This is a genomic window from Brevundimonas sp. NIBR10, assembly GCF_027912515.1.
Taxonomy (GTDB): domain Bacteria; phylum Pseudomonadota; class Alphaproteobacteria; order Caulobacterales; family Caulobacteraceae; genus Brevundimonas.
Map to the genome: position 1 here is coordinate 3455670 of NZ_CP115464.1, position 26253 is coordinate 3481922.

Annotated in this window: 27 protein-coding genes; 13 read left to right on the plus strand and 14 right to left on the minus strand. The window is 66.8% G+C overall.

Annotated features, from left to right (window positions below):
- Positions 1 to 57: 57 nt before the first annotated feature.
- From O5K39_RS16845 to O5K39_RS16860, 4 genes are read left to right on the plus strand one after another with little or no spacing between them, the layout of a single operon-like run.
- On the plus strand, positions 58 to 1617 hold the full coding sequence (locus O5K39_RS16845) for an FAD-dependent oxidoreductase (protein WP_271144753.1): 1560 nt from the start codon (positions 58 to 60) through the stop codon (positions 1615 to 1617).
- 15 nt (positions 1618 to 1632) lie between these two features.
- Complete coding sequence (locus O5K39_RS16850; protein WP_271144754.1) at positions 1633 to 2151, plus strand: RidA family protein; 519 nt, start codon at positions 1633 to 1635, stop codon at positions 2149 to 2151.
- Between the two features lie 53 nt (positions 2152 to 2204).
- Positions 2205 to 4871, plus strand: a complete 2667-nt coding sequence (gene metH / locus O5K39_RS16855; RefSeq protein ID WP_271144755.1) for a methionine synthase — start codon at positions 2205 to 2207, stop codon at positions 4869 to 4871.
- Positions 4872 to 4921: 50 nt separating this feature from the next.
- A complete protein-coding gene (locus tag O5K39_RS16860; protein WP_271144756.1) occupies positions 4922 to 5869 on the plus strand; it encodes a methyltransferase domain-containing protein in 948 nt (315 codons plus the stop codon).
- Between the two features lie 15 nt (positions 5870 to 5884).
- Here O5K39_RS16860 and O5K39_RS16865 read toward each other — a convergent pair whose 3' ends face one another.
- Both O5K39_RS16865 and O5K39_RS16870 read right to left on the minus strand, forming a co-directional pair.
- The gene (locus O5K39_RS16865; RefSeq protein ID WP_271144757.1) at positions 5885 to 6448 is read right to left on the minus strand and encodes a hypothetical protein; all 564 of its coding nucleotides are present in this window, start codon (positions 6446 to 6448) and stop codon (positions 5885 to 5887) included.
- Between the two features lie 173 nt (positions 6449 to 6621).
- A complete protein-coding gene (locus O5K39_RS16870) occupies positions 6622 to 9582 on the minus strand; it encodes a TonB-dependent receptor (RefSeq protein ID WP_271144758.1) in 2961 nt (986 codons plus the stop codon).
- A gap of 283 nt (positions 9583 to 9865) precedes the next feature.
- Here O5K39_RS16870 and O5K39_RS16875 point away from each other — a divergent pair, with 283 nt between their 5' ends.
- On the plus strand, positions 9866 to 10396 hold the full coding sequence (locus O5K39_RS16875) for a hypothetical protein (protein ID WP_271144759.1): 531 nt from the start codon (positions 9866 to 9868) through the stop codon (positions 10394 to 10396).
- Positions 10396 to 10797: a TIGR01244 family sulfur transferase gene (locus O5K39_RS16880; protein ID WP_271144760.1), complete on the plus strand. Its 402-nt coding sequence runs from the start codon at positions 10396 to 10398 to the stop codon at positions 10795 to 10797. The genes O5K39_RS16875 and O5K39_RS16880 overlap by 1 nt, the downstream gene beginning before the upstream one ends.
- Here O5K39_RS16880 and O5K39_RS16885 read toward each other — a convergent pair.
- Positions 10794 to 10940, minus strand: a complete 147-nt coding sequence (locus tag O5K39_RS16885; RefSeq protein WP_271144761.1) for a hypothetical protein — start codon at positions 10938 to 10940, stop codon at positions 10794 to 10796. The genes O5K39_RS16880 and O5K39_RS16885 overlap by 4 nt on opposite strands.
- 69 nt (positions 10941 to 11009) lie before the next feature.
- On the opposite strand from O5K39_RS16885, the gene O5K39_RS16890 reads away from it, so the two are divergent.
- The gene (locus O5K39_RS16890) at positions 11010 to 11912 is read left to right on the plus strand and encodes an MBL fold metallo-hydrolase (protein ID WP_271144762.1); all 903 of its coding nucleotides are present in this window, start codon (positions 11010 to 11012) and stop codon (positions 11910 to 11912) included.
- Here O5K39_RS16890 and O5K39_RS16895 read toward each other — a convergent pair.
- The 5 genes from O5K39_RS16895 to O5K39_RS16915 form a co-directional block, all read right to left on the minus strand.
- Positions 11897 to 12559: a hypothetical protein gene (locus O5K39_RS16895; protein ID WP_271144763.1), complete on the minus strand. Its 663-nt coding sequence runs from the start codon at positions 12557 to 12559 to the stop codon at positions 11897 to 11899. The genes O5K39_RS16890 and O5K39_RS16895 overlap by 16 nt on opposite strands.
- A 97-nt stretch (positions 12560 to 12656) precedes the next feature.
- A complete protein-coding gene (gene aroC / locus O5K39_RS16900; RefSeq protein WP_271144764.1) occupies positions 12657 to 13742 on the minus strand; it encodes a chorismate synthase in 1086 nt (361 codons plus the stop codon).
- Between the two features lie 6 nt (positions 13743 to 13748).
- Positions 13749 to 14126, minus strand: coding sequence for a PIN domain-containing protein (locus O5K39_RS16905; RefSeq protein ID WP_271144765.1), 378 nt, complete (start codon positions 14124 to 14126; stop codon positions 13749 to 13751).
- Positions 14123 to 14341, minus strand: a complete 219-nt coding sequence (locus O5K39_RS16910) for a type II toxin-antitoxin system VapB family antitoxin (RefSeq protein ID WP_271144766.1) — start codon at positions 14339 to 14341, stop codon at positions 14123 to 14125. The genes O5K39_RS16905 and O5K39_RS16910 overlap by 4 nt, the downstream gene beginning before the upstream one ends.
- A gap of 61 nt (positions 14342 to 14402) precedes the next feature.
- Positions 14403 to 15116: a DnaJ C-terminal domain-containing protein gene (locus O5K39_RS16915; RefSeq protein ID WP_271144767.1), complete on the minus strand. Its 714-nt coding sequence runs from the start codon at positions 15114 to 15116 to the stop codon at positions 14403 to 14405.
- 93 nt (positions 15117 to 15209) lie between these two features.
- On the opposite strand from O5K39_RS16915, the gene pdxH reads away from it, so the two are divergent.
- Positions 15210 to 15884 (plus strand): pyridoxamine 5'-phosphate oxidase, encoded by a 675-nt coding sequence (gene pdxH, locus O5K39_RS16920; RefSeq protein ID WP_271144768.1) that lies wholly within the window; start codon positions 15210 to 15212, stop codon positions 15882 to 15884.
- A gap of 12 nt (positions 15885 to 15896) precedes the next feature.
- On the opposite strand, the gene O5K39_RS16925 is transcribed toward pdxH, so the two are convergent.
- Entirely contained in the window at positions 15897 to 17075 is a 1179-nt protein-coding gene (locus tag O5K39_RS16925; RefSeq protein WP_271144769.1) for a glycosyltransferase family 61 protein, read from the minus strand.
- A gap of 62 nt (positions 17076 to 17137) precedes the next feature.
- Between O5K39_RS16925 and O5K39_RS16930 the strand changes: the two genes are divergently transcribed.
- Positions 17138 to 17938, plus strand: coding sequence for a class I SAM-dependent methyltransferase (locus O5K39_RS16930; RefSeq protein WP_271144770.1), 801 nt, complete (start codon positions 17138 to 17140; stop codon positions 17936 to 17938).
- Between the two features lie 3 nt (positions 17939 to 17941).
- Positions 17942 to 19144, plus strand: a complete 1203-nt coding sequence (rffA, locus tag O5K39_RS16935) for a dTDP-4-amino-4,6-dideoxygalactose transaminase (RefSeq protein WP_271144771.1) — start codon at positions 17942 to 17944, stop codon at positions 19142 to 19144.
- 8 nt (positions 19145 to 19152) lie between these two features.
- Here rffA and O5K39_RS16940 read toward each other — a convergent pair whose 3' ends face one another.
- Entirely contained in the window at positions 19153 to 19788 is a 636-nt protein-coding gene (locus tag O5K39_RS16940; protein WP_271144772.1) for a TetR/AcrR family transcriptional regulator, read from the minus strand.
- Positions 19789 to 19859: 71 nt separating this feature from the next.
- Positions 19860 to 20507, minus strand: coding sequence for a uridine kinase (gene udk, locus O5K39_RS16945; RefSeq protein ID WP_271144773.1), 648 nt, complete (start codon positions 20505 to 20507; stop codon positions 19860 to 19862).
- A gap of 205 nt (positions 20508 to 20712) precedes the next feature.
- Here udk and O5K39_RS16950 point away from each other — a divergent pair, with 205 nt between their 5' ends.
- A complete protein-coding gene (locus O5K39_RS16950; RefSeq protein ID WP_271144774.1) occupies positions 20713 to 22350 on the plus strand; it encodes a long-chain-fatty-acid--CoA ligase in 1638 nt (545 codons plus the stop codon).
- Positions 22351 to 22406: 56 nt separating this feature from the next.
- On the plus strand, positions 22407 to 22676 hold the full coding sequence (locus O5K39_RS16955; RefSeq protein WP_271144775.1) for a hypothetical protein: 270 nt from the start codon (positions 22407 to 22409) through the stop codon (positions 22674 to 22676).
- Positions 22677 to 22683: 7 nt separating this feature from the next.
- Here the strand turns inward: O5K39_RS16955 and O5K39_RS16960 are convergent, their stop codons facing one another.
- From O5K39_RS16960 to queC, 3 genes are read right to left on the minus strand one after another with little or no spacing between them, the layout of a single operon-like run.
- Complete coding sequence (locus tag O5K39_RS16960) at positions 22684 to 23067, minus strand: 6-carboxytetrahydropterin synthase (protein WP_271144776.1); 384 nt, start codon at positions 23065 to 23067, stop codon at positions 22684 to 22686.
- The gene (gene queE / locus O5K39_RS16965) at positions 23067 to 23702 is read right to left on the minus strand and encodes a 7-carboxy-7-deazaguanine synthase (RefSeq protein ID WP_271144777.1); all 636 of its coding nucleotides are present in this window, start codon (positions 23700 to 23702) and stop codon (positions 23067 to 23069) included. The genes O5K39_RS16960 and queE overlap by 1 nt, the downstream gene beginning before the upstream one ends.
- On the minus strand, positions 23699 to 24415 hold the full coding sequence (queC, locus tag O5K39_RS16970; RefSeq protein ID WP_271144778.1) for a 7-cyano-7-deazaguanine synthase QueC: 717 nt from the start codon (positions 24413 to 24415) through the stop codon (positions 23699 to 23701). Before queC ends, queE begins: the two co-directional genes overlap by 4 nt.
- A gap of 213 nt (positions 24416 to 24628) precedes the next feature.
- Here queC and O5K39_RS16975 point away from each other — a divergent pair, with 213 nt between their 5' ends.
- Complete coding sequence (locus O5K39_RS16975) at positions 24629 to 26251, plus strand: response regulator (RefSeq protein WP_271144779.1); 1623 nt, start codon at positions 24629 to 24631, stop codon at positions 26249 to 26251.
- Positions 26252 to 26253 lie beyond the last annotated feature (2 nt).

The following is a 26253-nucleotide window of genomic DNA, read 5'->3' on the forward strand; positions in this document are numbered from 1 at the left end:
TCGTCGAACCGTGTTGCTCTTCTCGCATCTGCGAAATGAGCCAGGGGGATATGAGTCATGATCGGCACGAGGCGGGCGTTTCTGACGCGGGTGGCGGCGGTGGCCGGGACCGGCGGGATGTATATGGCCATGCGGGCCATGGGGCTGGTGGACGACGGCGTCGCCCATGCCCAGACGCCGACCCTCGCGGCGGGCTCCGGCGACGGCGCGAGCGTGGTCATCCTGGGTGCCGGTGTGGCCGGGCTCAGCGCGGCCTATGAGCTGAAGAAGGCCGGATATGCCGTCACGGTGCTCGAGGCGCGCGATCGGGTCGGGGGGCGCAACTGGACCGTCCGTCGCGGCTCCAAGATCGCCCACACCGACAAGCCGGAACAGGTCTGCACCTTCGACGAGGGCCAGTATTTCAACGCCGGCCCCGCCCGCATCCCCAGCCACCATCAGGCCACCATCGGCTACTGCAAGGAACTGGGCGTCGAGATGGAGGTGCTGGTCAACCACTCGCACGGGGCCCTGATCCAGGCCGAGGGGTTGAACGGCGGCAAGCCTTTGCAGATGCGTCAGGCGATCCACAATATCCGCGGCAACGTCGCCTCCCTGCTGGCCAAGGGCGTGCGGAACGGCGGCGTCGACGTGGCCCTGAGCGCCGAGGACAAGGCCCTGCTGGTCGAGAACCTGATCGGCTGGGGCGAGCTGGACCCCGATTTGATGTTCCGCCATAGCGAGAGCGCCGGCTTCGCCATCGAGCCAGCCGCGGGCGATATCGAGGGCAAGCCGCGCGACGCCATGGTGCTGGCCTCGCTGCTGCACCCGATGGCCTGGGGCGCGCCCGCCTTCCACGACATCATCGACATGCAGGCGACCATGCTCCAGCCGGTCGGGGGCATGGACCGCATTCCCATGGCGTTCGCCGACAAGCTGGGCGCGGCGATAACCCTGAACGCCCAGATCACCGGCCTGAAGCGCAAGGGCACGGGCGTCGAGGCGACCTGGAAGGATGCGGCCGGCGCAAGCCACGCGATCACCGCCGACCACTGCATCTGTACCATTCCCTTCTCGGTCCTGGCCGGGATCGACAACGACTTCTCGGCCGACCGGAAGGCGGTGGTCAAGAACGCCCGCTATGCCGACTCGGTCAAGATCGCGTTCCAGGCACCCCGGTTCTGGGAGACCAACGACCACATCTATGGCGGCCTGTCGTTCACCGACCGCGACACCCTGATGACCTGGTATCCGTCCGGCAAATTCCTGCACGCGAAGGGTATCCTGGTCGCGGGCTACAGTTTCGCAGGCCCCGCGACGCGTCTGGGGTCCCTGCCCCTGGCCGAGGGCCACGCCTATGCGCGCGAGACCGTCGAACGGCTGCATCCGGGCCAGAGCGGCTCCCTGACCGACGGCGTCACCGTCCACTGGCGCAGCATCCCCTACAGCCTGGGCATCGAAGGACCAGTGGCTCGGCAAGACCCGACGGGCTATACGTTGATGAACGAGCCGGACGGGCCCTATCTGTTCGCCGGCGAACACCTGAGCCACGTCGGTGCCTGGCAGCAGGGTGCCTTCGTCAGCGCCTGGCGCGCCGTCAACGCCATCGCCGCCCGTCGCCAATCCGCAGCCGCCTGAACCGGAGACCGCACCATGAAGATTGTTGTACCTGCCCTGACCGCCGCACTGTTCTTCTGCGCCGCCCCCGCCCTGGCCCAGAGCCATGACCACCCCGCGATCGAGCGCACCTATGGCTCGCCGACGGCCTTCATCGCCTCGACGGTGACGGTCCCGGCCGGGTCGGAGCTGATCTTCCTGTCTGGCCAGTTGCCTGACGTTACCGACACCACGGCACCCGCCGGTTCGGTCGAGGCCTATGGTGACACCGAAGCCCAGTCGGCCTCGACCTTCGCCAAGATCGAGCGGCTGCTGGCCACGCGGAACCTGACCATGGGCGATGTGGTGTCGATGACCGTCTATCTGACGGCGGCGCCAGGCTCCGAGCGCATGGATTTCGCGGGCATGATGCGGGCCTACGGCAAGTATTTCGGCACGGCCGAACAGCCGAACCGCCCCTCGCGCTCCACGGTCCAGGTCGCAGGCCTGGCCGGGCCGGGCTTCCTGGTCGAGATCGAGGTCACCGCCGCCCGCCTGCCGGCCCACGCCCACTAGATACGAAAGTCCGTCTGCCCGTTCGCGGGAACGGGCAGCGAAAGAACAAGCGTATGAGACCCACCTTCATCAACGTCGGTGAACGCACCAACGTCACCGGCTCGGCCAGATTCAAGAAGCTGATCATCGAGGGCGACTACACCGCCGCCCTGACCGTGGCCCGACAACAGGTCGAGGCCGGTGCCCAGATCATCGACATCAACATGGACGAGGGCCTGCTGGATTCGAAGCAGGCCATGGTGACCTTCCTCAACCTGATCGCGGCCGAGCCCGACATCGCCCGCGTGCCGGTGATGATCGACTCGTCCAAATGGGAGGTGATCGAGGCGGGCCTGAAATGCGTCCAGGGCAAGCCGATCGTCAACTCGATCTCGATGAAGGAGGGCGAGGACGCCTTCCGGGCCCAGGCAGTCAAATGCCTGCGCTACGGGGCCGCCGTCGTGGTCATGGCCTTCGACGAGGTAGGTCAGGCCGACACCGCCGCCCGCAAGATCGAGATCTGCACCCGCGCCTATCGCATCCTGGTCGACGAGGTCGGATTCCCGCCCGAGGACATCATCTTCGATCCCAATATCTTCGCCGTGGCGACGGGGATCGAGGAGCACGACAACTATGCCGTCGACTTCATCGAGGGCACCCGCGAGATCAAGCGCACCCTGCCCTATGCCCGCGTATCGGGCGGGGTGTCGAACGTCTCGTTTTCGTTCCGGGGCAACGAGCCGGTGCGCCGGGCGATCCACAGCGTCTTCCTGTATCACGCCATCCAGGCAGGGATGGACATGGGTATCGTCAACGCCGGCGACCTGCCCGTCTATGACGACATCGACCCGACGCTGAGGGAAGCCGTCGAGGACGTGATCCTGAACCGGCCCCAGCGGACCAATGTGTCCAACACCGAGCGGCTGGTAGACATCGCCCCCAACTACAAGGGAGACAAGGGCGTCGCGCGGGTCGTCGATCTGAAGTGGCGCGAGGCCCCGGTCGGCAAGCGGATCGAGCACGCCCTGGTCAACGGCATCACCGAGTTCATCGACGCCGATACCGAAGAGGCCCGCCTGTCGTTCGAGCGGCCGCTGCACGTCATCGAAGGCCCGTTGATGGACGGGATGAATGTGGTCGGCGACCTGTTCGGCTCGGGCAAGATGTTCCTTCCGCAGGTGGTGAAGTCCGCCCGCGTGATGAAACAGGCCGTCGCCTGGCTTGAACCCTTCATGGAGGCCGAAAAGGCCGGCAAGCCGCGCGAACAGGCGGGCCGCATCCTGATGGCCACGGTCAAGGGCGACGTCCACGACATCGGCAAGAACATCGTCGGCGTGGTCCTGCAATGTAACAACTACGAGGTCATCGACCTGGGCGTCATGGTGCCCGCCGACCGGATCCTGGATGCCGCGATCGAGCACAAGGTGGACATCGTCGGCCTGTCCGGCCTGATCACGCCGAGCCTGGACGAGATGGTCTTCGTGGCCCGCGAGATGGAGCGGCGCGGCTTCGACATCCCCCTGCTGATCGGCGGGGCGACCACCAGTCGAACCCATACGGCGGTCAAGATCGAGCCCGGATACCATCGCGGATCGACCACCTATGTCGTCGATGCGTCGCGGGCCGTGGGCGTGGTCTCTGGCCTCTTGTCCAAGACCGAGCGGGCGAAGAACGAGGCCATCACGCGCGACGAGTACATCCGCATCCGCGAGCAGTATGCGCGGGGGCTGGAGGTCAAGGCGCGGACCAGCATCGCCAAGGCACGGGACAACCGGTTCAAGATCGACTGGACCGCACCGCGTCCGACCGCTCCGTCCTTCATCGGGGTCAAGGCATTCGACAGCTGGGATCTGGCCGACCTGGCGGATCACATCGACTGGACGCCCTTCTTCGCGTCGTGGGAGCTGATCGGCCGCTATCCGCTGATCCTCGATGACGAGGTCGTCGGCGAGGCTGCGCGCGACCTGTTCAAGGACGCCCAGGCGATGCTGAAACAGATCATCGACGAGAAGTGGTTCACGGCGAAGGGCGTCGTCGGCTTCTGGCCCGCCAATGCCGATCAGGACGACATCGTCGTGTTCGGTGACGAGGCGCGGACGCAGGAGATCGCCCGCTTCCACACCCTGCGCCAGCAGATCGCCAAGTCGAACGGCAAGCCCAACTCGGCCCTGTCGGACTTCATCGCCCCGGAAGGGTCCGACTGGATCGGAGCCTTCGCCGTCACCACGGGCCATGGCGAACTGGAGGTGTCCAGGCGGTTCAAGGACGCCGGCGACGACTATTCCGCCATCATGTCCTCCGCCCTGGCCGACCGTCTGGCCGAAGCCTTCGCCGAGGCCCTGCACAAGAAGGTGCGGACAGAACTGTGGGGCTACGCCCCCGACGAAGTCACCACGACGCAGGACCTGATCGAGGAGAAATACCAGGGCATCCGCCCTGCCCCCGGCTATCCGGCCCAGCCCGATCACACCGAAAAGGCGACCCTGTTCAGGCTGTTGCAGGCCGAGACTAACGCCGGGATGGCCCTGACCGAGTCGTTCGCGATGAGCCCGCCGGCCTCGGTGTCCGGTCTGTATTTCGGCCATCCGGACAGCCACTATTTCGGTGTCGGCAAGATCGATCTCGACCAGGTCGAGGACTATGCACGGCGCAAGGGCTGGGACGTCGCCACCGCCGAACGCTGGCTGTCGCCGATCCTGAACTATGAACCGGGAGCAGCGGCGCGCGTGGCGGCGGCGTGATCGGCGAACCGCTGGCGCGCACGGCGGGCGGCGGTCTATAGGCCGGGACCATGGCACCGCCCCAACCCGTGAAACGCCCCGGCTGGCACTGGACCGCCTACTGGTCGCGGGGCCGGGCCGAGGTTATGTCGATCGACACCCCGACGGGGCCGCGTGCGCTCGACACCTCCGCTCTGTGGACCGGGTTTTTCGGGACCTTCCCGGCGGGGGCCCGCCTTCTTGACCTGGCCACGGGGTCGGGTGAAGTCGCGCGCTATGCCCAGGCCGCGGGTCCGTTCGACGTGACCGGCGTGGACTATGCGGACATCCCCGCGACGCCTGCGGGTGAGGCTGGCCCGACCTTCATCGGCGGTGTGGCCGTCGAGGCCCTGCCGTTCGAGGCCGACACGTTCGACGGAATCTCGTCACAGTTCGGCATCGAATACGCCGATCACCGTCCTGCGCTGGCGGAACTGTCGCGCGTCCTGAAGCCCGGCGGACGGGCGCGGTTGCTGGTGCATCATGCCGACAGCGTCATCACGCAACAGGCCCGGGCCCAGATGAAGGCCTATGACGCGGTGCTGGGCACCGGCACCGCCGTCCGGTTGGGCCGCCGCGCCTTTGCCGCGCAGGGAAAAGCCGACGCGACCGCACGCGCCGCGTCCCACGCCGCCTTCGCCCAGGCCGTCACGAAATGCCGAAGCCAGATCGGCACGGGTCCGGCGTTCGATACCGTCACCTATATGGTCAGCTACCTGGGCGACCTGGCGGACCGCATCGCGGCCTATGAGCCGTCCAGCGGCCTGGCCCGGCTTGATGACTTCGAGTTCGGCAACGCCGCCCGGCGCCATCGCCAGCTGTGCCAGACCCGCGCGGCCCTGGATGTCGACGGGCTGGAGCGATTTCTGGCCCGGGCCGAGGGTGTCGGCCTGAGCGTCACGGCGCGCGCGCTCGAGCATGACGCCTATGGCGCATTGCTGGGCTGGCGGATCGACCTGTCCAGGTCGCCCGCAGGCTGAACGCGACAGTCCGGCCTACTGGACCGGATCGACGCCTTCGGAGCGCAGGCCGACCTCGTCCAGGGTTGCCGGCGGGGTCGTGATGTTGGCGCGGATGCGCCGGGCCGCGTGCTCGCAACGCCCCGGCAGGCCGAAGAACAGGCCGAAGGACTGGCTGCGCGCGGCCTCGTCAGGCTGTGCGATCAAGGGGGTCCAGCGCGCGGTGGCCGCCGCCGCCGCCTGGGCCGCGGCCGTGCGCGTCGCTGCGGTCTGGCGTGGTCCGGCCGCCGCGAGGGCAGAGCGGAAGTCCGAGGCCTCCAGCCGACCCAGACGCATGATCTCCAGATCCTCGGCGTTGCGGTCGGTCAGGGTCTCGCCCAGCCGCACATGGCCGCTGACCAGGGCGTCGCACCAGGCGACCAGCGGATAGTCCTGCGTCGGCGCGCCGCGCGGCAAAGGATTGGAATAGGCCAGGGCCTCGCGAAGCCGGACCTGGGCCGCCGTCTCCGTCGCGCCGCTCGCCGTCGAGATCGGGCCGTCCTGACCCGCCGCGGCGGGCGTCTGGGACAGAAGAGCGGCGGCGAAGGCGGCGATCAGCATGGGCGAACTATCCTGGGGCACGTGAAATCTGGACTTCGGCGACGCTTGCCGTGGGCCGATGGTTTTTCCATGGCGGGGTCCAGACCCGCCGCCGCCCATGAAAAAGGCGGCGGACCCGAAGATCCGCCGCCCATTCCGTTTCCGTGATCGCCAGCCCCGAAGGGCCGTCGGTCCTAGAAGTTCGCGGTCACGCCGAAGAAGACGTAACGACCCAGCGCATCATAGAGCTGCGGATAGGTGTTGCCGTTGCCGCCGGTGCCGGCCGAGATCGACAGCGGCGGATCGTTGTCCAGCACGTTGTTGACGCCGACGCGGGCCGAGACGGTGTCCGTCACCTGCCAGTTGGCCGAGAGGTCGAGGTACTGCTGGGCTTCCAGGGTGGAGTCCAGACGACCGGCGACCGGACCCGTCAGGGTCGAGCCGAAGTCGACCTCGGAGTAGTAGCGCCACGTCGCCGAGACATCGACCGACCACGGCGACTGCCAGGTCAGGCGGGCGCGGTGACGCCACTCGGGGTTCGGGACGCCGCACTGGGCCGAGCCGTAGTAGCCGACGCAGTCATAGACCGAGCTGGCGGTGTTGGTGCCCGAGTCGGACTCGAGGGTGTTCAGCCAGGTACCGACGAAGGCGAGGCCGATGGTGCCCTTGTTGGTCAGGCCCAGGGCGTCGAGGTCGAAGCCGTAGTTGGCGTTGACGTCCACACCCGAGGTCTGGAGACCACCGATGTTGATGTTCAGGTTCTGGACGAAGCCCGAACCGACCCAGAGCGAGCCGTTGGCAGCGTTACGGTTGATCCGCGAGCAGGCCGCAGCGTCACCGTCGCGGTAGCAGAGGTCCAGCGTGTTGCCGGCACCGACCGTCGAGATCAGGCCGTCGACCGTAATGTCAAAGTAGTCGACCGACAGGTTGAAGCCCGACAGGAAGCCCGGGGTCCACACGATACCGGCCGTGTAGGTGTCGGATTCTTCCGGTGCGACGTTCGGGTTACCGCCCGTGAGCTGGTTGTACTGACCGGCGGGGCTGTCCAGAGCGACGTTGCCGTAGAGGGCCGTCGGAACGCCGGTGGCGACGCACTGTGCCAGAGTGGCGGTGCGAGCCGGGCCGCAGGGATCCTCGTCGATGTCGAACAGGCCAAGGCCCTGAGCCGCGAACAGTTCGATCACGTTCGGAGCGCGAACGGCGCGCGAGTAGCTGGCGCGGAAGCGCAGGTCGGGGATCGGAGCCCAGTCAGCGCCCACCTTGTAGGTGTCGGTCGACAGGTTCTCGTACTCGGAGTGACGGAAGGCACCGTCGATCGAGGCCGAATAGGCGAAGGGCTGATCGTCGGCGAGCGGGATCTGCACTTCGGCGAACACGTCGGCGACATCGACGTCACCGGTGATGCCGATCGTCGGTCCACCCTGACCGGCACCGTCGCCCGAAGCGAAGGCGGCGTCCGTGGTGGAACCCAGGGCGTCGCGGCGATACTCGGCACCGAAGGCAACCTTGATGCCCGAGGCGGCCCAGGGCGACTGCCAGCCGTAGACGCCCAAGTCGCCGGTGACGGCGGCCGTGACGACCTGCTGGGTGGTTTCACCCGTCTGGATCAGCGGGATTTGCAGGTAGTCGAGCGCCGCTTGCGTGACGCCGCCCCGCGTGAAGACGTCGTAGGGAACGCAGGTCGGATCCGTACCGTTGACGACAGACCGGCAGGTCGGGACGCCACCGACGGAAACGACGTCCGTCGCACGGGTCAGACGAGAGACCGAGAAGTCGTTCAGATAGGTGCGGGCCAGGCGAACGCGCGAGAACTGGGCGGCAACGTCATAGTTCCAGCCCTCGGTGATCAGGCCACGCAGACCGACGACCGCACGGTAGGAGGTGTAGGTCAGCGAGTCCTGGCGACCACCGCCTTCGACGTTACGACGGCCGATGTAGAACGGAACCGTGCCGCCCGACGCTTGCAGGGCAGGCGTACAACCGATCTGGGTGCGCTGGGTGGCCGACAGGAGCGGGTTGTCGCAGTTGATGGTCGAGGCGTTGAAGAAAGAACCCGAGGGCGCGATCTGGGCCACCGACGAATAGTCGGAGAACATAAGCTGTGCGAAGGCTTCGGCGTGCTCGTTGATCTCGTAACGACCAAAGGCACCGAGCGTGTAACGCTCGTCAGGACGCTGGTAGTAGTTGATCGGGCCAAAGTTGTAGGCGTTGTTCGCGGCCGAATAGGGCACGAAGGTTCTGCCGCTCGCGCCGAGGGTGAAGGCGTAGTTCACGAAATCAGTGAACTGGCCCGGGAACGAGGTGCCCGAACCGCCGCAGGAGTAGGTCGACAGGCCGCCGGCGGCCGCAGGGGCACCGATCGTACAGGCCGAGTAGTCGCGGTCGCGCTGCAGGACCGGATTGTTGTTCCGGTAACCGGCATAGGCCAGCAGGTTGCCCTTGCCGTCCGGCGAGGAGACGCCCATCGTCAGGGTGACTTCGCGGCTTTCGCCGTCCGAGACATCGTCGGCGGGCAGGGCGAAGTTGGCTGGGTTGGTGGCGGCACGACGGGTGATTTCGGCGCGGACGTTGCCGACGTCATCATAGTCGTTGCTGTGCTGATAGAAGCCGTACGAGGCGTCGATCTGAACGCCCTCGAACTCCTTCTTCATGATGAAGTTCACGACGCCGGCGACGGCGTCCGAACCGTAGACGGCCGAGGCGCCGCCGGTCAGGACTTCAACCCGTTCGACCAGCTGGCCGGGGATCTGGTTCAGGTCGGCCGCGTCGTCGAGCGGCGAGCCGTAGCCCATGCGGCGACCGTCGATCAGCACCAGGGTGCGCGACGAACCGAGGTTGCGCAGCGAAACAGTGGCGGTGCCGGAGGCACCGTTGGAGACGGTCGAATTCTGCGAGGCGAAGGCCTGCGGCAGCTGGGTGACGAGGTCTTCGACCCGCGTCACGCCCTGAACGTCGATGTCTTCGCCGGTGACCTGGGTGACCGGGCTGGTCGTGACCAGGTTGGCTTGCGGGATGCGCGAGCCGGTGACGACGATTTCTTCCAGTTCCGACTCGGGTTCGTCCTGGGCCATCGCCGGAGCGGCGAAGGCGAGCAGGGCGGCGCCCGTGATGATCGTGGTGGCAAGAAGTCGTTGACGAGTTTGTGGGGTTCGCAAGGATCGTTCTCCTGATTGGGTCCAAATCGCGGGGTTCGCGCGGACCGCCTGACCTTGATTTGTTTTTATCGCGTGGCGGGTGAACGCAACTTTGCCCGCCGGCTGCCGTACGTTAGGCGCCTTCGCCCATGCTGCGCCACAGCAATTACACACGTGTAACCAAGTCGCCTTGAGACTGTCGTATTCGAGCCACGTTTGCCGCGAAGGTCGGCTGGCGGTGACGTTGCGGTCTGTGGCAGGATGCAGCGGAACCTCAGGAGCGGCGAGAACCTTGGATTTTCAGATGCAGATTAAGGCGCTGGGCGCTGTCGCGCTGGTCGCGGTGGCCGCTGCCGCGATGGCCGTCCCGGCCGCCGCCCAGACATCGCTGCCCCGGCCGGAAATCCTCAACCAGCTGGTGTCCTGCCGGGGGCTGAGCGACAGTGTGGCACGGCTGGCCTGCTACGACCGGGCGACCGAGGCGCTCGATTCGGCCGAACGCCAGGGCGAGGTCGTCGTCGTGGACCGGGCCCAGGTCACCGCGGCGCGGCGCCAGATGTTCGGTTTCCAGCTGCCCACCATCACCCTGTTTGAGCAGGGCGAGCGTGCCGAGCCGATCGGCGAGATCGAGACGACCCTGACCCGCGCGGGCATGTCCGGCGAGGGCCGCTGGGTGTTCACCCTGGCCGACGGCAGCGTCTGGCGTCAGATCGACACCGAACGGGTGTCCTTCCGCAACCAGGCCGGCGAACCAGTGCGCGTGCGCCACGCCGCCATGGGCAGCTATCTGCTGACCGCGGGCCGCAGCCGCGCCGTGCGCGTCAGGCGGCAATAGTGGCGGTTCTGCGAACGCTCGCCCCCGGTGTCCTGGTGGCGGGCCAGATCGACCTGGCGGATCTGCAGACCGCGCGCGACCTGGGTGTGGTCCGAATCATCTCCAACCGCCCGGACGGCGAGGAATACGGCCAGCCCGACGCCGCCACCATGGCGGATGCGGCGCGGGCGCTCGGCCTCGACTACGTTCATGCTCCGGTGCGCGGAATGCCGGGACCGGATGCCGTCGCGGCGATCGGGGCGGCCCTGTCCGAAGGGACGCCGGTCCTGATCCACTGCAAGTCGGGGATGCGATCGACGGTCGCCTGGGCGCTCGCCGCGAGCCAAAGGGGTCAGTCGCGTGACGAGATCGTCGCTGCTGCGGCCGGCGCCGGCTACGATCTGTCGAGCCTGCCGCTTTAGCGGATCAGATAGGCGCGCGCCGCATAGGGGACGGGCTCGGGCGTGCACGAGGCGGTGATGAGTTGCGCCGCCATGAGACACAGTAGCGCCGCCGCGATAGGCTGGAGCCGATTTGAAACACCAAGGGCAAGAGTTTTGGCCACGACGGACGCTCCGGAGGGGATCTACCTCTCGTTAAGGCAAGGCCCGGACCAGTCGCGCGGGTCCCTCGGATGATCCCCTTCGTGCGCGACCACGACGTCGATTACGGCCGCCGCTATCCGGTGTCGGCGCTGATCCAGCGGGTCGTGGCGAACAACCCCGGCCCGTTCACCTATACCGGTACAGGCACCTATATCGTCGGGCGCGACGAAGCAGGGGCCGGCGTCGCCGTGATCGACCCGGGACCGTTCGATCCCGCACATCTGGATGCGATCCTGAGTGCTGTCGGAGATCGTCGGGTCAGCCAGATCCTCGTGACCCACACCCACAGCGATCACTCTCCCCTCGCCCGCCCCCTCGCTGAGCGCACAGGTGCGCCGATCCTCGCCGCCCGGCCGCCGTTGCTCGTTACCCATGCCTCAGGACATCTCGACGAGGCTGAGGACGAGGCGTTCCGGCCGGACGTCATTCTGGAGGGCGGCGAGCGTATCGTCGGCGACGGCTGGACGATCGAGGCGATGGCCACGCCCGGTCACGCGTCGAACCACATGGCCTTCGTGCTGGAGGAGGAGAACGCCCTGTTCTGCGGCGACCATGTCATGGGCTGGTCCACGACGGTGATCGCGCCGCCGGACGGCGACATGGCCGACTATATGGCCAGTCTGGACGCGGTGATCGCGCGGGGGTTTTTGACCCTTTGGCCGACCCACGGCGCGCCGATCACCGAGCCCGCGCCCTTCCTGCAAGCCTACAAGGACCACCGGCTGGCGAGAGAGGCGGGGGTGCTGGCGCGGATCGAGGCGGGCGACACGACGATCGCGGACATGGTGCCGGTCCTCTACGCCGCCGTGGACAAGCGACTGTGGCCCGCCGCCAGCCTGTCGGTGCTGGCGCATCTGGGCAAGCTGGTTCGGGAGGGCCGGGTCGTCGCCGAGCCGGGTCCGACGCTGGACGCGCTCTACCGGCTGGGCTGAAGCGCCGTCAGGATTTTCTGGGCCAGACGGCAGGAGGTGCCATGATCGCGAGCGCCGTCGCGAGGCGCTACCCGCACGTCGGTGCGGCCGGGGCGGATGCGGATGGCGGCGTCATAGGTCCGGTCGAACCAGAAGCTGGTATGGACGCCATTGGCGCGGTTGATGCCGATATCGCGAATCTCGAAACCGGCCTCTTGCAGGGCATAGCCGGCCACGCCGGGGGCCGTTTGGGTGGGGAGATAGGCGATCTGGCAACCGTTGGGCCCAAAATCGTTGGCCGAGGGATCGGCGACGTCGGCTTGGCGCTCAGCCATGATGCGAGCAGAAAAGCCTATTGGATCGTCGCTGTCAGTCGAGACGCCGCCAGCGCCGTATTGCTGATCGCCGCTCACAGCAGAACCTTCACGCACGAAAAGCACGACCGTCGCAGCCGAGAGAACAATGGCGGCAACCGCGATCAGCCAAGAGGTGCGGAACGCCCGGACCGCGCCGACTAGCGCCAGAATCGCGCCGAGCACACCCAGCCCTGCCAGATACAGACCCGCCTGCATGGTGATCGTGTCATAGGCCAAGTTGATATCGAAGACCCCCGCCTTCAGCCCCGCGATCGCCACCAACACCGTCAACGGCGACAGCAGCACCAGCACCAGTCCGATGACGGCCAGCCTTGAAGGCTTGGATGACGCTTTGCGGGTCGATGAACTGGCCATTCCTGACCCTACCCCGCGCGCCGGCCTGAGGAAACTACCCGACCTGGGCCCGATGTCTCAGCATCGCGTCGGCCAGGACGCAGGCGGCCATGGCCTCGACCACCGGCACGCCGCGCAGGGCGACGCAGGGGTCGTGCCGGCCCTTGGTGCGCAGGTCGGTCTCGGTGCCGTCGCGGGTCACGGTCTGGCGCAGGGTCAGGATCGAGGATGTCGGCTTGAACGCCACCCGCATCGTGATCGCCTGCCCCGTCGAAATCCCGCCCAGGATGCCGCCCGCGTGATTGGACAGGAAGACTGGCTGGCCGTCCTCGCCCATCCGCATCTCGTCGGCATTGGACTCGCCCGACAGGGCCGCCGCGCCGAAGCCGTCGCCGACCTCGACTCCCTTGACCGCATTGATCGACATCATCGCCGCCGCCAGCTCGGCATCCAGCTTGGCATAGAGCGGCGCGCCCCAGCCGGCCGGAACCCCGGTAATCTCCAGCGCCACCACGGCGCCCACCGAAGAACCGGCCTTGCGCACCCCGTCCAGATAGGCCTCCCAGGCCGGTCCGACCTCGGCCGAGGCGGCGAACAGCGGGTTGTCGTAGGTCGCGCCGAAATCCACCGCCGCGTCCTCGATCCGGTGCGAACCCAGTTGCACGACCCCGGCGCGGATCGACACCCCCCGCCCCAGCACCTTCCTGGCCACCGCGCCCGCGGCGACCCGGCTGGCCGTCTCGCGCGCAGAGGACCGCCCACCGCCGCGATGATCGCGCACGCCGTATTTGGCCTGATAGGTGACGTCGGCATGGCCCGGCCGATAGGCGCGGGCGATCTCGCCATAGTCCTTTGACCGCTGGTCCTCGTTCTGGATCTCGATGGCGATCGGCGTTCCGGTCGTGACGGGCCCCGCCCCGTCGTCGAACACGCCCGACAGGATGCGCGCGGTGTCGCTCTCGTTCCTCTGGGTCACGAACCGGCTGCCGCCCGGCTTGCGCAGGTCCAGCCAGGGCTGAAGGTCGGCCTCGGTCAGCGGGATCAGCGGCGGACACCCGTCCACCACGCACCCGATCGCCAGCCCATGGCTCTCGCCCCAGGTCGTCACGCGAAACAGATGGCCGAAGGTGTTGTGGGACATGGTTTCCTAGTGATGAGGTTGGAACGCGACGCCGAGTCGTTGCGCGGCAGAGTTCAGGCGACGATCTCGGGTCCACAGCCTCGCCTCTCCCATCAGCAGCACCGATGTCAGCAGATGGGCATCGATCCAGCCAATTCCAGATCCGAACAGGTGGTGGCTCTCGACCAAGGTTGAGACCTCTTCATCGCTGGCTCGGGTCGCCATGTCCATCTGATGCAGACTACTCAGAAAGGCCTTTCGACGTTTCAGATTGCCCATTCGCAACTCGGCAATGACATAGGGGTGCATCAGCAGCCGCTCTCTATCGGTGAGCGCCTCCATTTGCGGATCGCCATGGCGAATATGATCGGTCCAGACCGAAGTATCGGCGAGGACGAGGATCACTCCTCGTCACCCCCTTCTTCGACCCCCCAGTATCGCTTGCGTGGGCCCGGCTCGAAATCCGGCTGGCTACCGCCCAGTCTGGCCAGACGGCGCGCTGCTTCGCGGGCCACATAGGCTTGCAGAGCGGTTCGGACGATTGCGGACTTCTCGACTTGGCCGCTGTATTCGGCGGCCGCTTCCATCAGTTCGTCGTCCAGGTTCAGAGTGGTGCGCACAATCAGCTCCGCATCATAAGTTTCACCATATGATGCGCATTTTTATGCTGTTCGGCAACCTTCACGCCGCCAGCCGCTCCGGCGTCCAGACCCGGGTGAACCGCGCCAGCAGATGGTCCGCGGCAGAAGGCGCATCCTCCGACGGGTCCAGGGTCACGAACAGATGCCCCGTCGGCCGCCCGCCCCGCGCCGGCAGGCCCAGATCGCGCAAACGCAGCCGGACCGTGCCCGTCAGGCCGCGCGTGACCCAGACGCCCCGCACCCCGGCATGGGTCTCGATCTCGAGCCGGCCGCCGTCCTCGATCAATCGCGAAGGCGCGGGCCAATTCATGTGCAGGTCGTCCCCGACGACCGACAGTCCATCGACCGGCCTGATCAATACGGGCAGATAGAGATCGCCGCCGTCGGCCGCTGCGCCCCGCAGTCGCAGGTGATCGCCCGTCCGGACCCCGGCCGCGACCGCAACGCGCAGCACCCGCTCTGCAAAGCGGATCGTCGCCATACCCCCGCGCAGCGCTTCCAGCACGCTGACGGCCACGACCGGCAAGGCGGCCGGTGCCGCCTTCGGCGGTTCCAGCGCCTGCATGGCACCGCCTTCCCGCTGGATCAGGCGATAGGCGGCGATGACGCGGCGGAAGCGGTCGGCGTCGCCGCCCGGCATGTCGGGGCGCGCCGCCTTGACTGCCGCCCGGAATGCCCGAACCAGGGCGTCACCGCCCGTGGGGCCGTGAAGGCCCAGAGTCGCAAAAGCCTGGTTCAGATTGACAGCGGACATGGCCGCGATCCTTGTCGCGGACATGGTCAAGGCCGGGTTAACCGCGATAGGTCGCAGGTGCAGTCGTCGCCGTCCGGGTCTATAGGCCCACCCATGACCCACGCCGCCATTCCGCCCAGCCCCGATCGCGAAGAGTACGCCCGCGACTATGCCGCCGCCCTCGCGGCGAATGGTGACGAGGGAATCTTCGACCGCGCCGAGCCGATCGGCCTGTTCGTCGAATGGCTGGCGGATGCGCGAGCGCACGAGATCAACGACGCCAACGCCATGGCCCTGTCCACCGTCGATGCGGACGGCTCCCCGGACAGCCGGATGGTGCTGCTCAAGGACATCGATGCACGCGGCCTGACCTTCTATTCCAACGCAGAGAGCGCCAAGGGCCTGCAACTGGCCCAGCGGCCGGTCGCGGCCCTGTTGTTCCACTGGAAGTCGCTGCGGCGCCAGGTCCGGGTGCGCGGCATGGTCGAACCCGTGAGCGCCGCCGAGGCCGACGCCTATTTTGCGACCCGCGCGCGTGAAAGCCGCATCGGGGCCTGGGCCTCGGACCAGTCCCGCCCCCTGGCCGACCGCGCGGCGCTGGCAGCCGCGATCGCGCGTGAGGAGGCCCGGTTCGACGGTGCCGACGTGCCCCGTCCCGACCGCTGGACCGGCTGGCGGGTTATTCCCGATCGCATCGAGTTCTGGCGCGACCGGCCGTTTCGCCTGCACGACCGTCTGGCCTTCGTGCGTCGCGGCGAAGAATGGGAACGGACCCGCCTCCAGCCCTGACCTCGACCGCCTTCAGCGCTCGTCGATCGGAAGGCAACCCATGGCCCGCAGCTCGCGCTCCAGGGCATCCGGCGGAACGATCACGTCGCGATTGTGCTCGTCGGTGAAACTCGCATAGTCGGCGTCGGGGTCGATGGCCTCTTCCACAATCATGTGGTGGTACCCGGCCGAGACGATCTGGCACAGGACGTCCAGCGACGCCGCGATCCCCATGGTCACATTGCGCTGGTTCTCGATGACCAGCACCTGGGCGCCCGGCGAACAGAACATCAGGTCGGCCAAGTCCGAGCCGTGAACCCCGACGACGAACTCGGCCGCCGCGAACATCTCCACCTGATCACGCGCCGAGAGCTCGGCCAGATTGACGATCTCGAAGCCGAACCGGTTCAGAACCTCGGCTGCGGCCTCGAAATTATGGATGCGCCGTTTGGGGTTCGGAAACGCTTGCCGGCTGGTGAATATACGTCGTCCGCCGCGCAGCGCCGAAGCCGGACGCCGCCCCAGCCATGAGGCGATCATCGACGGCTTGGCCGTCTCGACGGTCGCCACGTCGAAGGCCTGTCGCACCGTCGCTGCGAAGTCCCGGACCAAGTCGGGATAGAGGAACCTCTGGTCCGGAAAGCTGACCAGGATCGCGTCCCTGACCAGAACGTCGTCGGCGCTTTCGCTGACGAAGGTTATGCGGTCCTCGTTCACCCCCATGGCCCTGACCAAGTCGATATAGGGGGGCTTCGACGCCGCGCCGTCGATCAGGAACCTTACGGACGGATCGTCGAAGATGTCGCGCCTGAGCTGTTTCAGGATCAGCAGCCGTGCGCACCAGCTGACCAGCCAGTGATACCAGACCCCGTCGACGGGTCCCCCGATCACCACATGTGGGCCCTCGATGGTCCGCGCCTCGGCGATCAGTCGGAATTCGTCGCCATCGACCATCGGCCGCATGTCGGGAAACCAGCGGACGATATCGAAATAGCTCTGGTTGATGAGCAGCCTGTGGCTCTCGACATGGACCGGAAGGTAGTAGCTGGTAACCAAAACGTCCCGTAGACGCCCCACCAGCAGTTCGGTCGTTTCCCGGGCCGCTTCGCGATCGACGCGAATGCGATCGATAGGCCGGCGCGCGAGATCGACCGTGCCTTTCAGGACATCATTGTCCGTGGCCAGATCGCCAATGATATCGAACCCTGTCATCCCAGCCGATATGGCTGTAAGTGCCTTGTTCGTCGATCTTTTTCCCGGGGGGGGACCATCCGATGCCCAGCGTAGACGTCCAGGATATGCGCGCCTTTTTCGACGACTATGTCGTGCGCGATTTCCCCGGCCGGCGCGCGACGGACGGCGGAAAATTTCAGTGGCCGGGCGATGAATGGGTTACCGCCGAGGTGCGGGAAGCGACCTATTCTACGCTTCTTGAGCCCCCGCCCGGACAACCCTGGCGTTCGATCGTCGAGATCGGTCCGGGATCCGGAAAATACACCGAGATGCTGCTAGATCGCAGTATGGCAAAGCTTATCGCCTTCGAGCTGAGTCCCGCCCTGCTAGAGTCGATGCATCAGCGATGCGCGACGGCGGTGGCTTCGGGACGGCTGGACGGTCGCCCCATCGACTGGACCTCGAACGACGGTTTGCTGACCGCGATCGGCCCTGAGGTCGGCACGGTCGACCTGTTCTTCGCGGTCGACGTTTTCCTCATGATGGATTTCCAGTCGACCCTCGCCTACCTGGTCAGTGCGGCAAATTCACTCAGGGTCGGCGGACGGTTCGCCGCGACCTTCGGCGACGCCGACACCCAGAGCGGCTGGGACCGGATGATTCGCGATACCGGACGCCATTCGGCCTTCAGCCTGCAACCGGATACGCGCTTCCACTGGCTGTCCAAAGGCTTCCTCGACGACGTCTTCACGCGTCTGGGGTTCCGTATCCTGACCAGCGTCTCGGGGCCGGACGGCGGCGATCACGGGCCCCTGGATATCGCGCGGCGCTATATCGTCGCCGAGCTCGTGGATCCGGCACCGGGTCAGGCGCTGCGTCGGCAGCTTTCCGGCGAGATCTGAGCCATGCCTCACCTCGTCGTCCCCCCGGTCATACCGCCCCGGCCACTCGCCGTTTTTACGACGGCGCCGGATCGCCAGATCCGGTTCTCGAGATCCAACGTCCGCGCTGACGAAGTCGCCGCCGTGATGGAGGCCCTGCACGGAGACCATCATGCCGGGAATGGGGCGTTCACGGCGCGCTGCCATCAGCGGCTTGAGGCGATGGTCCCGGGCACACGCGCCCTGGCTACGCATTCCTGCACCGGCGCGCTCGAGATGGCGTCCCTGCTGCTGGACCTGGAGCCGGGCGACGAGGTTATCATGCCCTCGTGGACCTTCGCCTCGACGGCCAACGCGGTCGTGCTGCGGGGTGCGGTTCCTGTGTTCGTGGACGTGATGCCCGATACGCTGAACATCAATGTCGATCTGGCCGCCGAGGCCGTGACGGACAAAACCCGGGCCATCTTCTGCGTCCACTATGCCGGCGTCGGCTGCGACATGGAGGCTCTTCAGGCCCTGTGCGACCGGCACGGCCTGGCCCTGGTCGAGGATGCGGCCCAGGCCGTCGGCGCGACCTGGCGCGGCAGGGCGCTGGGCGGCATCGGCGACATCGGCACCTTCAGCTTCCACGCCTCCAAGAACATCAGTTGTGGCGAGGGTGGCGCCCTGCTGGTCAAGTCGCCCGAGCATATGGCCCGTGCCGAAATGCTCTGGGAAAAGGGCACCGACCGGGTCCGGTTCGGACGCGGCGAGGTCACCGCCTATGAATGGCAGACCGTGGGCTCGTCCTTCCTGCCGTCCGAGATCACCGCCGCCCTGCTGGACGCAGCCCTGCGCAACGAACCGACCAAGACTGCAAGGCGGGTCGCCGCCTGGAACCACTACGACCAGCAACTGCGCGCTGCCGGTGTCGACAGACATCTGGTGTTGCCGGACATTCCCGCAGACGCCGCGCACAACGGGCACATCTACCATATGCGAACGGCGGACCAGGCGGCGCGTGACGCGCTGAAGGCCGACATGGCGCGGGTCGGGGTCGAGGTCACGACCCACTACCAACCGCTGCATCTGACACCGGCCGGGCTGCGTTACGGTCGACTCAGCGGCCCTGATGACGTTACCGTTCGGGCGTCCCGGACCCTGCTGCGCCTGCCGATGGACGGGTCGATCTCGCGCGACGCCCAGGACCAGGTCATCCGGGCCCTGCTGACGGTGTTGCCGGCCTAGTTGCCGGCCTAGTTGACGGCGTAGCGGGCCAGGAAGGTGTCGACGGCGTCGCCGACGATCTCATCGATCGACCGGGCCGCCATGATCTCGTCCCCGGTCACCAGCGGCATGAAGAAGACGGGATGTTCGATCATCCCCATCAGCTGACCCGCCGCCCAGGACGGCTTGGCGACCTTCAGCTCTCCCGCGCTGTCGAGATCTTTCAGGGCCCGGATCAAGGGACCGCCGAAATCGCTGCGGCCTCGCTCGAAGAAGGCCAGGGCCGTGTCGCGGAACCGGGGCCGTTCGGCCATCACCAGCCGGAAGACCGAGCGGACGAACGGATCGGCCATGAACCCGGCATAGGCCGTCATGAAATGGGTCAGCTGCTCTCGCGCCGGGCCCGAGGACGCCCGCACGCATTCCATCTGGCGCGAGAAATCCCGGCCGGCGTCCTCGATGACGGCCGCGAACAGATCGGCCTTTGACGGGAAGTAAAGATACAGGGTCGCCGTGGACACGCCCGCCTCGCGCGCGATCGGCTCCATGCGGGTGGCGGCATAACCCTGGGTCATGAAGGCCCGCCGCGCGGCCCGCAGGACCACCTGGCACCGGGGGTCCGGATCGGCGACGGCGACAGGGGCAAGGGTGGAATGGGCGGTCATGGTCCTGCTTGATACTCCAAGCTTGGCCATGGTTGCAAAACTTCGCTCTCGTGGGCGATCCGCCGAATATCCTATCGCGCCAGCAGCGCCGCCAGTAGCGGATGCGCTAGCACCGGTGCCGCCAGTCTCACCACAGCCTGGGGATCGTCCAGCCGAACGGCCGCCGTCGCATCGGCGACGATGAAGTCGGCATGGGTCTTGGACGGCTCCGTCAGCCGCTCGTGGCCCGGCCGCACGGTGGCCAGATACTGATGGATCACCGACTCGGCCGTGCGTCCCCGCTCGGACTGATCTCGCAACAGACGGCGGATGAAGCGGATGTCGGCGGGCGTATCCACGAACACCCGGATGTCGAACAGGGCGGTCAGGTCGGGTGTACACAGCACGTGGGTGCCCTCCACGATGACGACCTCGGCCGCTGCGATGGGCTCGCCCTCGGGCTCGCGCCCATGGTGGATGAAGGAATAGACCGGCGCCGTTACCGGCTTGCCGGCCTTGAGACGTTTCAGGTCGGCGATCATCAGGTCGTGGTCGCGCGCCGCCACATCGTCGAAGTCAAAGGTCGCCGCATCGAAATCCGGCAGACTGGCCGCATCGCGATAGTAGGAGTCCTCGCGCACCAGCACCGCCGCCCCCGGGGGCAGAACGGCGACCAGGGTTTCCGCCAACGTGCTTTTGCCCGAGCCCGAGCCTCCGGTGATCGCGATCAGGACGGTCATGGGAGCTCCGATTGGCAACAGGGAACAGGCAGTAGGCAACAGGCACGGCGTCGTCCACGAGTCATCCGCCGGATTCTCACGATGATCCCCTGTTGCCCGTTGCCTGCTGCCTGTTCCCTGCCCTTGCGTCACGTTGCTTAACGCCGATCACCTGATTAGCTTGGTCTCAAGCGCCGCGATCAGCCGGTGCAGCTGAGGAAGTGCAATGCTCGGATTGATGCAGGACTGGCCGCTGACGGTCGACAAGATTCTCGATCACGCGAAGAACTGGCACGGCCATCGCGAGGTCGTGACCCGCTCGGTCGAGGGCCCGATCGTCCGGACGACCTATGCGGAGATCCACGGCCGGGCGAAGCGGGTGTCGAACGTCCTGCTGGGCTGGGGCGTCAAGCCCGGCGACCGCATCGCCACCCTGGCCTGGAACACCGGCAAACATATCGAGGCCTGGTACGGCATCATGGGGATCGGGGCGGTCTGCCACACCCTGAACCCGCGCCTGTTCCCGGAACAGCTGATCTACATCATCAACCACGCCGAAGACCGGATGATCTTCGTCGACCTGACCTTCGTACCCCTGCTCGAAGCCATCCTGCCGCACTGCCCCAAGGTCGAGCGGGTCATCGTCATGACCGACGAATGGACCATGCCGGCGACCAAACTGCCCAAGGCGGAATGCTATGAGGCGGTTCTGTCTGACGCGTCCGAAGATGTCGTCTGGGGCGACTTCGACGAAAAGACTGCCTGTGGCCTGTGCTACACCTCAGGCACGACCGGAAACCCCAAGGGCGTCCTGTATTCGCACCGGTCGAACTTCATCCACACCCTGCTGGGCCTGCAATCGACAGTCCTGGGGGCCACGCCGAGCGAGGTCATCCTGCCGGTCGTGCCGATGTTCCACGCCAACGCCTGGGGCATTGCCTTCGGCGGTCCGGCGGCGGGGTCCAAGCTGGTCATGCCGGGTGCCAAGATGGACGGCGCTTCGATCTATGAGCTGATCGTGTCCGAGGGCGTCACCTTCTCGGCCGCCGTACCGACCGTCTGGCAGGGCCTGCTGACCCACCTGCGCGACAACGGCCTGCGTATCCCCACGGTCAAACGCGTGCTGATCGGCGGCTCGGCGGTGCCCGAAAGCCTGATCCGCGCCTTCAACGATGAATTCGGCATCGAGGTGCTCCAGGGCTGGGGCATGACCGAGACCTCGCCGATCGGCACCCTGTCCAACATGACGCCCGAAATCCTCGCCCTGCCCTATGACGAGCAGATGAAGTGGCGGATCAAGCAGGGCACGCCGCCGCTGGGCGTCGAACTCAAGCTCAAGAACTACGCCGGCCAGGAACTGCCCCACGACGGTCACACCTACGGGCGGCTGATGATCAAGGGCCCAACCATCGCCGGTGCCTATTTCCGCTCGGACGAGAGCATCCTGGACGTCGAGGGCTTCTTCGACACCGGCGACGTCTCGACCGTCGACGAACAGGGCTTCATGCAGATCACCGACCGCGCCAAGGACGTGATCAAGTCCGGGGGCGAGTGGATCTCCTCGATCGACATCGAGAACATCGCCGTGGGTCACCCCAAGGTCGAACTGGCCGCCGTCATCGGCGCGGCCCACCCCAAATGGGACGAACGTCCCGTCCTGATCGTCAAGCTCAAGCCCGGCGAGACCCAGGACAAGCAGGAGCATCTGGACTTCCTGACCGGCAAGATCGCCAAATGGTGGATGCCCGACGACGTCGTCTTCGTCGACGACATCCCGCTGGGGGCCACCGGCAAGGTCGACAAGAAGCTGATCCGCGAACGCATGAAGGATTACCGCCTGCCGACGGCGACGGTGCCCGCCTGATTTCAGGCTCCGTTCACCATTTGGCGGTTAACCCTGCAGTCTCGGGAGAACCAGCCATGATCCACCTTTCGCGGGCCAGCGCCCTCGCAGCCGTCCTGGGCGGTGCCCTGATGCTTCAGGGCTGCGTCGTCGGCGCGGTCGTGGGCACGGCCGGAGCGGTGGTCGGCACGGGTGCCAAGGTCGTCGGCGGCGTCGCCGGGGCCGGCATCGACGCCGTCACCACATCCGACGAGGAAACCCGCGCCCGTCGTGAGCGCGAACAGCGCGACTGGGAACGCGAACAGCGCCGCTGCCGCGAGCGCGAGGCCCGCGGCCGCCGCTGCTGAGCCGCGGTTACAAGCTCAGCACGCAGCTTTCGTTGATTGTCGGCCGAGCCACCTTGATGCGCGCCAGGCCCGGCCATTCCGGCTGCAACTGACCCACGAACCACAGGCACAGCTTCTCCAGGCTGGGCAGTTCCAGCCCCGGATGGTCGTTCAGCATCCCGTGGTCCAGCATCCCCGCCGCCGTCTTCAGCGCCCGGTCCAGCGCTCCCAGGTCGGCGACCCAGCCGTGCTCGGCGTCCAGCGTCTCGGACCTCACCGTCGCCTCGACCGTGAAGGAATGGCCGTGGACGCGGCGATAGATGCTGCCCTCGGGTTCGTTCGGGAAATGGTGGGCGGCGTCGAAGGTCGCCTGTTTGGTGATCTCGAAAACAGCCTTGGGGAGGGAGGGCATCAACGCACGCCTATGTATTTGTGGGTCTGGACGCTGAGCCGCCATTTCGGGTGGCTCAGGCAATAGTCGAGGGCGGCGGCGGTGTTGGCCACCTGGTCCGGACCGTCCATGGGCTGGAGCCAGAACCGGTCGAACGCCAGATGCTCGAACCGGTCGGGCATGGCGGCGGCTTGCGGATAGACCAGCTTCAGCTCGGCCCCCGTCTTCTGCACCACCAATGCTTCGGCCTTAGGACTGACGCAGATCCAGTCGATCCCGTCCGGTGCCGCGACCGTACCGTTGGTCTCCACCGCGATGTCGAACCCCCGCGCCTTCAGCGCAGCGATCAGGGCCGCATCCAGTTGCAGCAAGGGCTCGCCCCCGGTGCAGACGACCAGCATGGGATCACCTGCCCGTCCCCGCCACATCGAGGCGACGTGGTCGGCCAGGACCTCGGCATCCGCGAACTTACCGCCGCCGTCGCCATCAACGCCAACGAAGTCGGTGTCGCAGAACGAGCAGACCGCCGCCACTCGGTCCCGCTCCAGCCCGTTCCACAGATTGCACCCGGCAAAGCGCAGGAAGACTGCCGGACGTCCCGCCTGGCCGCCCTCCCCCTGCACCGTCAGAAAGGTCTCCTTGACCGAATAGGTCATCCGCCGACCCATTCGGCATGACCCGCCGCCCGCAGTTCACAGGCCGGGCAGGTTCCACAGCCGTATCCCCAGACATGGCGATGCTCGCGGTCGCCGAGGTAGCAGGTGTGGCTGTCCTCGATGATCAGGTCGACCAGCCGCCGCCCGCCGATCTGGTGCGCCAGGGCCCAGGTCTGGGCCTTGTTCAGACCCATCAGCGGCGTCTCGATCGGCACGGGCTTGTCCAGGCCCAGCGACAGCGCCCTGGCCATGGCGTCGATGGTCGTGCGCCGACAATCGGGATAGCCCGAGTAATCCGTCTCGCACATCCCGCCGACCAGCACCGCCAGTCCGCGCCGGTCCGCCAGCGCCGCCGCGACGCTCAGGAATACCAGGTTGCGCCCCGGCACGAAGGTGGTCGGCAGGCCGCGTGCATCGATCTCGATGGCGCGTTCGCTGGTCAGGGCCGTCTCGCCGATCGCTCCGAACCCGGTCAGGTCGATGACGTGGTCCGGCCCCAGCCGCCCGGCCAGCTCCGGCAGGGCCCGCCCCATGGCCTCGCGCACCGTCAGCCGCGCCGCCATCTCCACCGCATGCCGCTGGCCGTAGTCGAAGCCGACCGTCTCGACCCGTTCATACCGCTCCAGCGTCCAGGCCAGACAGGTCGCGCTGTCCTGCCCGCCCGAGAACAGGACGAGAGCCGATGATGAAGAGACGGGCTGGATTTCGCTCATGACAAATCTGCGGTCGGCCGTCTGGCCGCGCGCATTCCGGATCGCCTAGGGTTGTTTCGTATCGAGCCGGCGCTTCTACACCAACTGCGGCGGGGAGGCAAAAGGTGCCAATTGCGACATAAAAACGGCGATTCTTGTGTTGGTTGCCCGCCTTAACCCTTCTTCAAAAGCTTCTCCCCTACTTTCCACAGATAAAGTGGAGTTTCGGGCAGTATGCCGACGATCGAAGTCCTGACAGAACGCATGGACCCCATCGCGCCCACCGCCCTGGCGAGCGATGTTTTCCTGCGGTTCCGAGACGAGCCCGACACCCTGGTCATTCCGGTGGTCGAGAACGGCCGGCCGATCGGCCTGATCGAACGCAATGCCTTCCTGCTCAAGATCGCCGGACCCTTCGGCCATGCCCTCTATTCCGGCCGGACGGTGGTCCATGTGATGGATCCCGAGCCCGCCGTGGTCGAGGCGGGCGTAAGCATCGACTCTTTCTGCGACATCATGCTGAAGGGGGGCGCCGGAGCCCTGATGCGCGGCTTCATCGTCACCCGCGACGGTCGCTACAGCGGCGTCGGCACGGCCGTGTCCCTGCTTCAGGCCGTCAATGATCGCCAGCGGATCCAGAACGGCGAACTGGAGGCCCAGGCCCATGCCCTGACCGATTCCAGGACCCAAGCCCTCGCCTCCGCCCGCGCCAAGAGCCAGTTCCTCAGCATTATGAGCCACGAGCTGCGCACCCCGATGAACGGCGTGCTCGCCGTCGCCGAGCTGCTGCGCCGCCAGCCGCTGAATGCGGCCGCCCAGGCCCATGTCCAGACCATCGTCGATTCCTCCGAAACCCTGATCCGCATCCTTCAGGACGCCCTGGATCTGTCGCGCGCCGAGGCCGGCGAGCTGGAACTGACGCCGGTTGCGACCCCTCTCCGCGCCCTGATGGACGACGTCGAACAGCTGTGGGCACCGCGAGCGTCCCAGGACGGCGTGACCCTGATGATCGGTTATGAGGGCGACACGGAACTGGCCGCCGAGATCGATCCGATGCGGCTGAAACAGGTCTTCAACAACCTGATCGGCAATGCGCTGAAGTTCGCCCGCAACGGCATGGTCGAGGCCCGCCTCAAGGCCTGGGCCGAGGGCGACCATATCCATATGCAGGCCCGCGTCCGCGACGACGGTCCCGGTGTCGATGCCGACAAGGTCGACGCCATCTTCGATCCCTTCGTCCACGGATCCGGTGCCGACGGCGCGGGCCTGGGCCTGTCGATCTGTCGCCAGATCGTGGACCGGATGGGCGGGCGCATCTGGGCCGAGAACAACGCCGGTCGCGGCGCCACCTTCGCCTTCGACTTCGACGCCGCCCGCACCGTGCCCCAGGTCGAGGCTCCGTCGAACGTCCAGACCCTGGACGATCTCGAGCTCCAGGCCACGCCCCACATCCTGATCGTCGACGACAACGCCACCAACCGCGTCGTGGCCCAGGCCCTGTGCGAGATGTTTGGCTGCTCGTCCGAAACCGCCGAGGACGGGCTGGAGGCGCTCGACGCCGTCATGTCTCGTTCGTTCGACCTGATCCTGATGGACATCAAGATGCCGCGCATGGACGGCGTCCAGTGTACCCAGGCCATCCGCGCCCTGTCCGGCCCCGAGAGCCTGATCCCGATCATCGCTCTGACCGCCAACGCCGACCCTGACGACGCCAAGGGATATCTTGCCATCGGCATGGCCGCCGTGGTCGAAAAGCCTATCAAGCCCGAACGCCTGCGCATGGCCATGAACGCCGCCCTGTCCGGCGAACCGGTTCCCGTCGCCGAACCCGCGCCGTCGAGAGTCCGCGCGGCCTAAGC

What these genes read in the sequence shown, in the direction of transcription:
- queE (WP_271144777.1), bottom strand. Translation starts at nt 23,702, where the DNA reads ATGACCTATTCGGTCAAGGAGACCTTTCTGACGGTGCAGGGGGAGGGC.
- queC (WP_271144778.1), bottom strand. Translation starts at nt 24,415, where the DNA reads ATGAGCGAAATCCAGCCCGTCTCTTCATCATCGGCTCTCGTCCTGTTC.
- udk (WP_271144773.1), bottom strand. Translation starts at nt 20,507, where the DNA reads ATGACCGTCCTGATCGCGATCACCGGAGGCTCGGGCTCGGGCAAAAGC.
- rffA (WP_271144771.1), top strand. Translation starts at nt 17,942, where the DNA reads ATGCCTCACCTCGTCGTCCCCCCGGTCATACCGCCCCGGCCACTCGCC.
- O5K39_RS16950 (WP_271144774.1), top strand. Translation starts at nt 20,713, where the DNA reads ATGCTCGGATTGATGCAGGACTGGCCGCTGACGGTCGACAAGATTCTC.
- O5K39_RS16845 (WP_271144753.1), top strand. Translation starts at nt 58, where the DNA reads ATGATCGGCACGAGGCGGGCGTTTCTGACGCGGGTGGCGGCGGTGGCC.
- O5K39_RS16875 (WP_271144759.1), top strand. Translation starts at nt 9,866, where the DNA reads ATGCAGATTAAGGCGCTGGGCGCTGTCGCGCTGGTCGCGGTGGCCGCT.
- pdxH (WP_271144768.1), top strand. Translation starts at nt 15,210, where the DNA reads ATGACCCACGCCGCCATTCCGCCCAGCCCCGATCGCGAAGAGTACGCC.
- O5K39_RS16925 (WP_271144769.1), bottom strand. Translation starts at nt 17,075, where the DNA reads ATGACAGGGTTCGATATCATTGGCGATCTGGCCACGGACAATGATGTC.
- aroC (WP_271144764.1), bottom strand. Translation starts at nt 13,742, where the DNA reads ATGTCCCACAACACCTTCGGCCATCTGTTTCGCGTGACGACCTGGGGC.
- O5K39_RS16890 (WP_271144762.1), top strand. Translation starts at nt 11,010, where the DNA reads ATGATCCCCTTCGTGCGCGACCACGACGTCGATTACGGCCGCCGCTAT.
- O5K39_RS16865 (WP_271144757.1), bottom strand. Translation starts at nt 6,448, where the DNA reads ATGCTGATCGCCGCCTTCGCCGCCGCTCTTCTGTCCCAGACGCCCGCC.
- O5K39_RS16930 (WP_271144770.1), top strand. Translation starts at nt 17,138, where the DNA reads ATGCCCAGCGTAGACGTCCAGGATATGCGCGCCTTTTTCGACGACTAT.
- O5K39_RS16860 (WP_271144756.1), top strand. Translation starts at nt 4,922, where the DNA reads ATGGCACCGCCCCAACCCGTGAAACGCCCCGGCTGGCACTGGACCGCC.
- O5K39_RS16850 (WP_271144754.1), top strand. Translation starts at nt 1,633, where the DNA reads ATGAAGATTGTTGTACCTGCCCTGACCGCCGCACTGTTCTTCTGCGCC.
- O5K39_RS16915 (WP_271144767.1), bottom strand. Translation starts at nt 15,116, where the DNA reads ATGTCCGCTGTCAATCTGAACCAGGCTTTTGCGACTCTGGGCCTTCAC.
- O5K39_RS16940 (WP_271144772.1), bottom strand. Translation starts at nt 19,788, where the DNA reads ATGACCGCCCATTCCACCCTTGCCCCTGTCGCCGTCGCCGATCCGGAC.
- O5K39_RS16975 (WP_271144779.1), top strand. Translation starts at nt 24,629, where the DNA reads ATGCCGACGATCGAAGTCCTGACAGAACGCATGGACCCCATCGCGCCC.
- O5K39_RS16955 (WP_271144775.1), top strand. Translation starts at nt 22,407, where the DNA reads ATGATCCACCTTTCGCGGGCCAGCGCCCTCGCAGCCGTCCTGGGCGGT.
- metH (WP_271144755.1), top strand. Translation starts at nt 2,205, where the DNA reads ATGAGACCCACCTTCATCAACGTCGGTGAACGCACCAACGTCACCGGC.
- O5K39_RS16960 (WP_271144776.1), bottom strand. Translation starts at nt 23,067, where the DNA reads ATGCCCTCCCTCCCCAAGGCTGTTTTCGAGATCACCAAACAGGCGACC.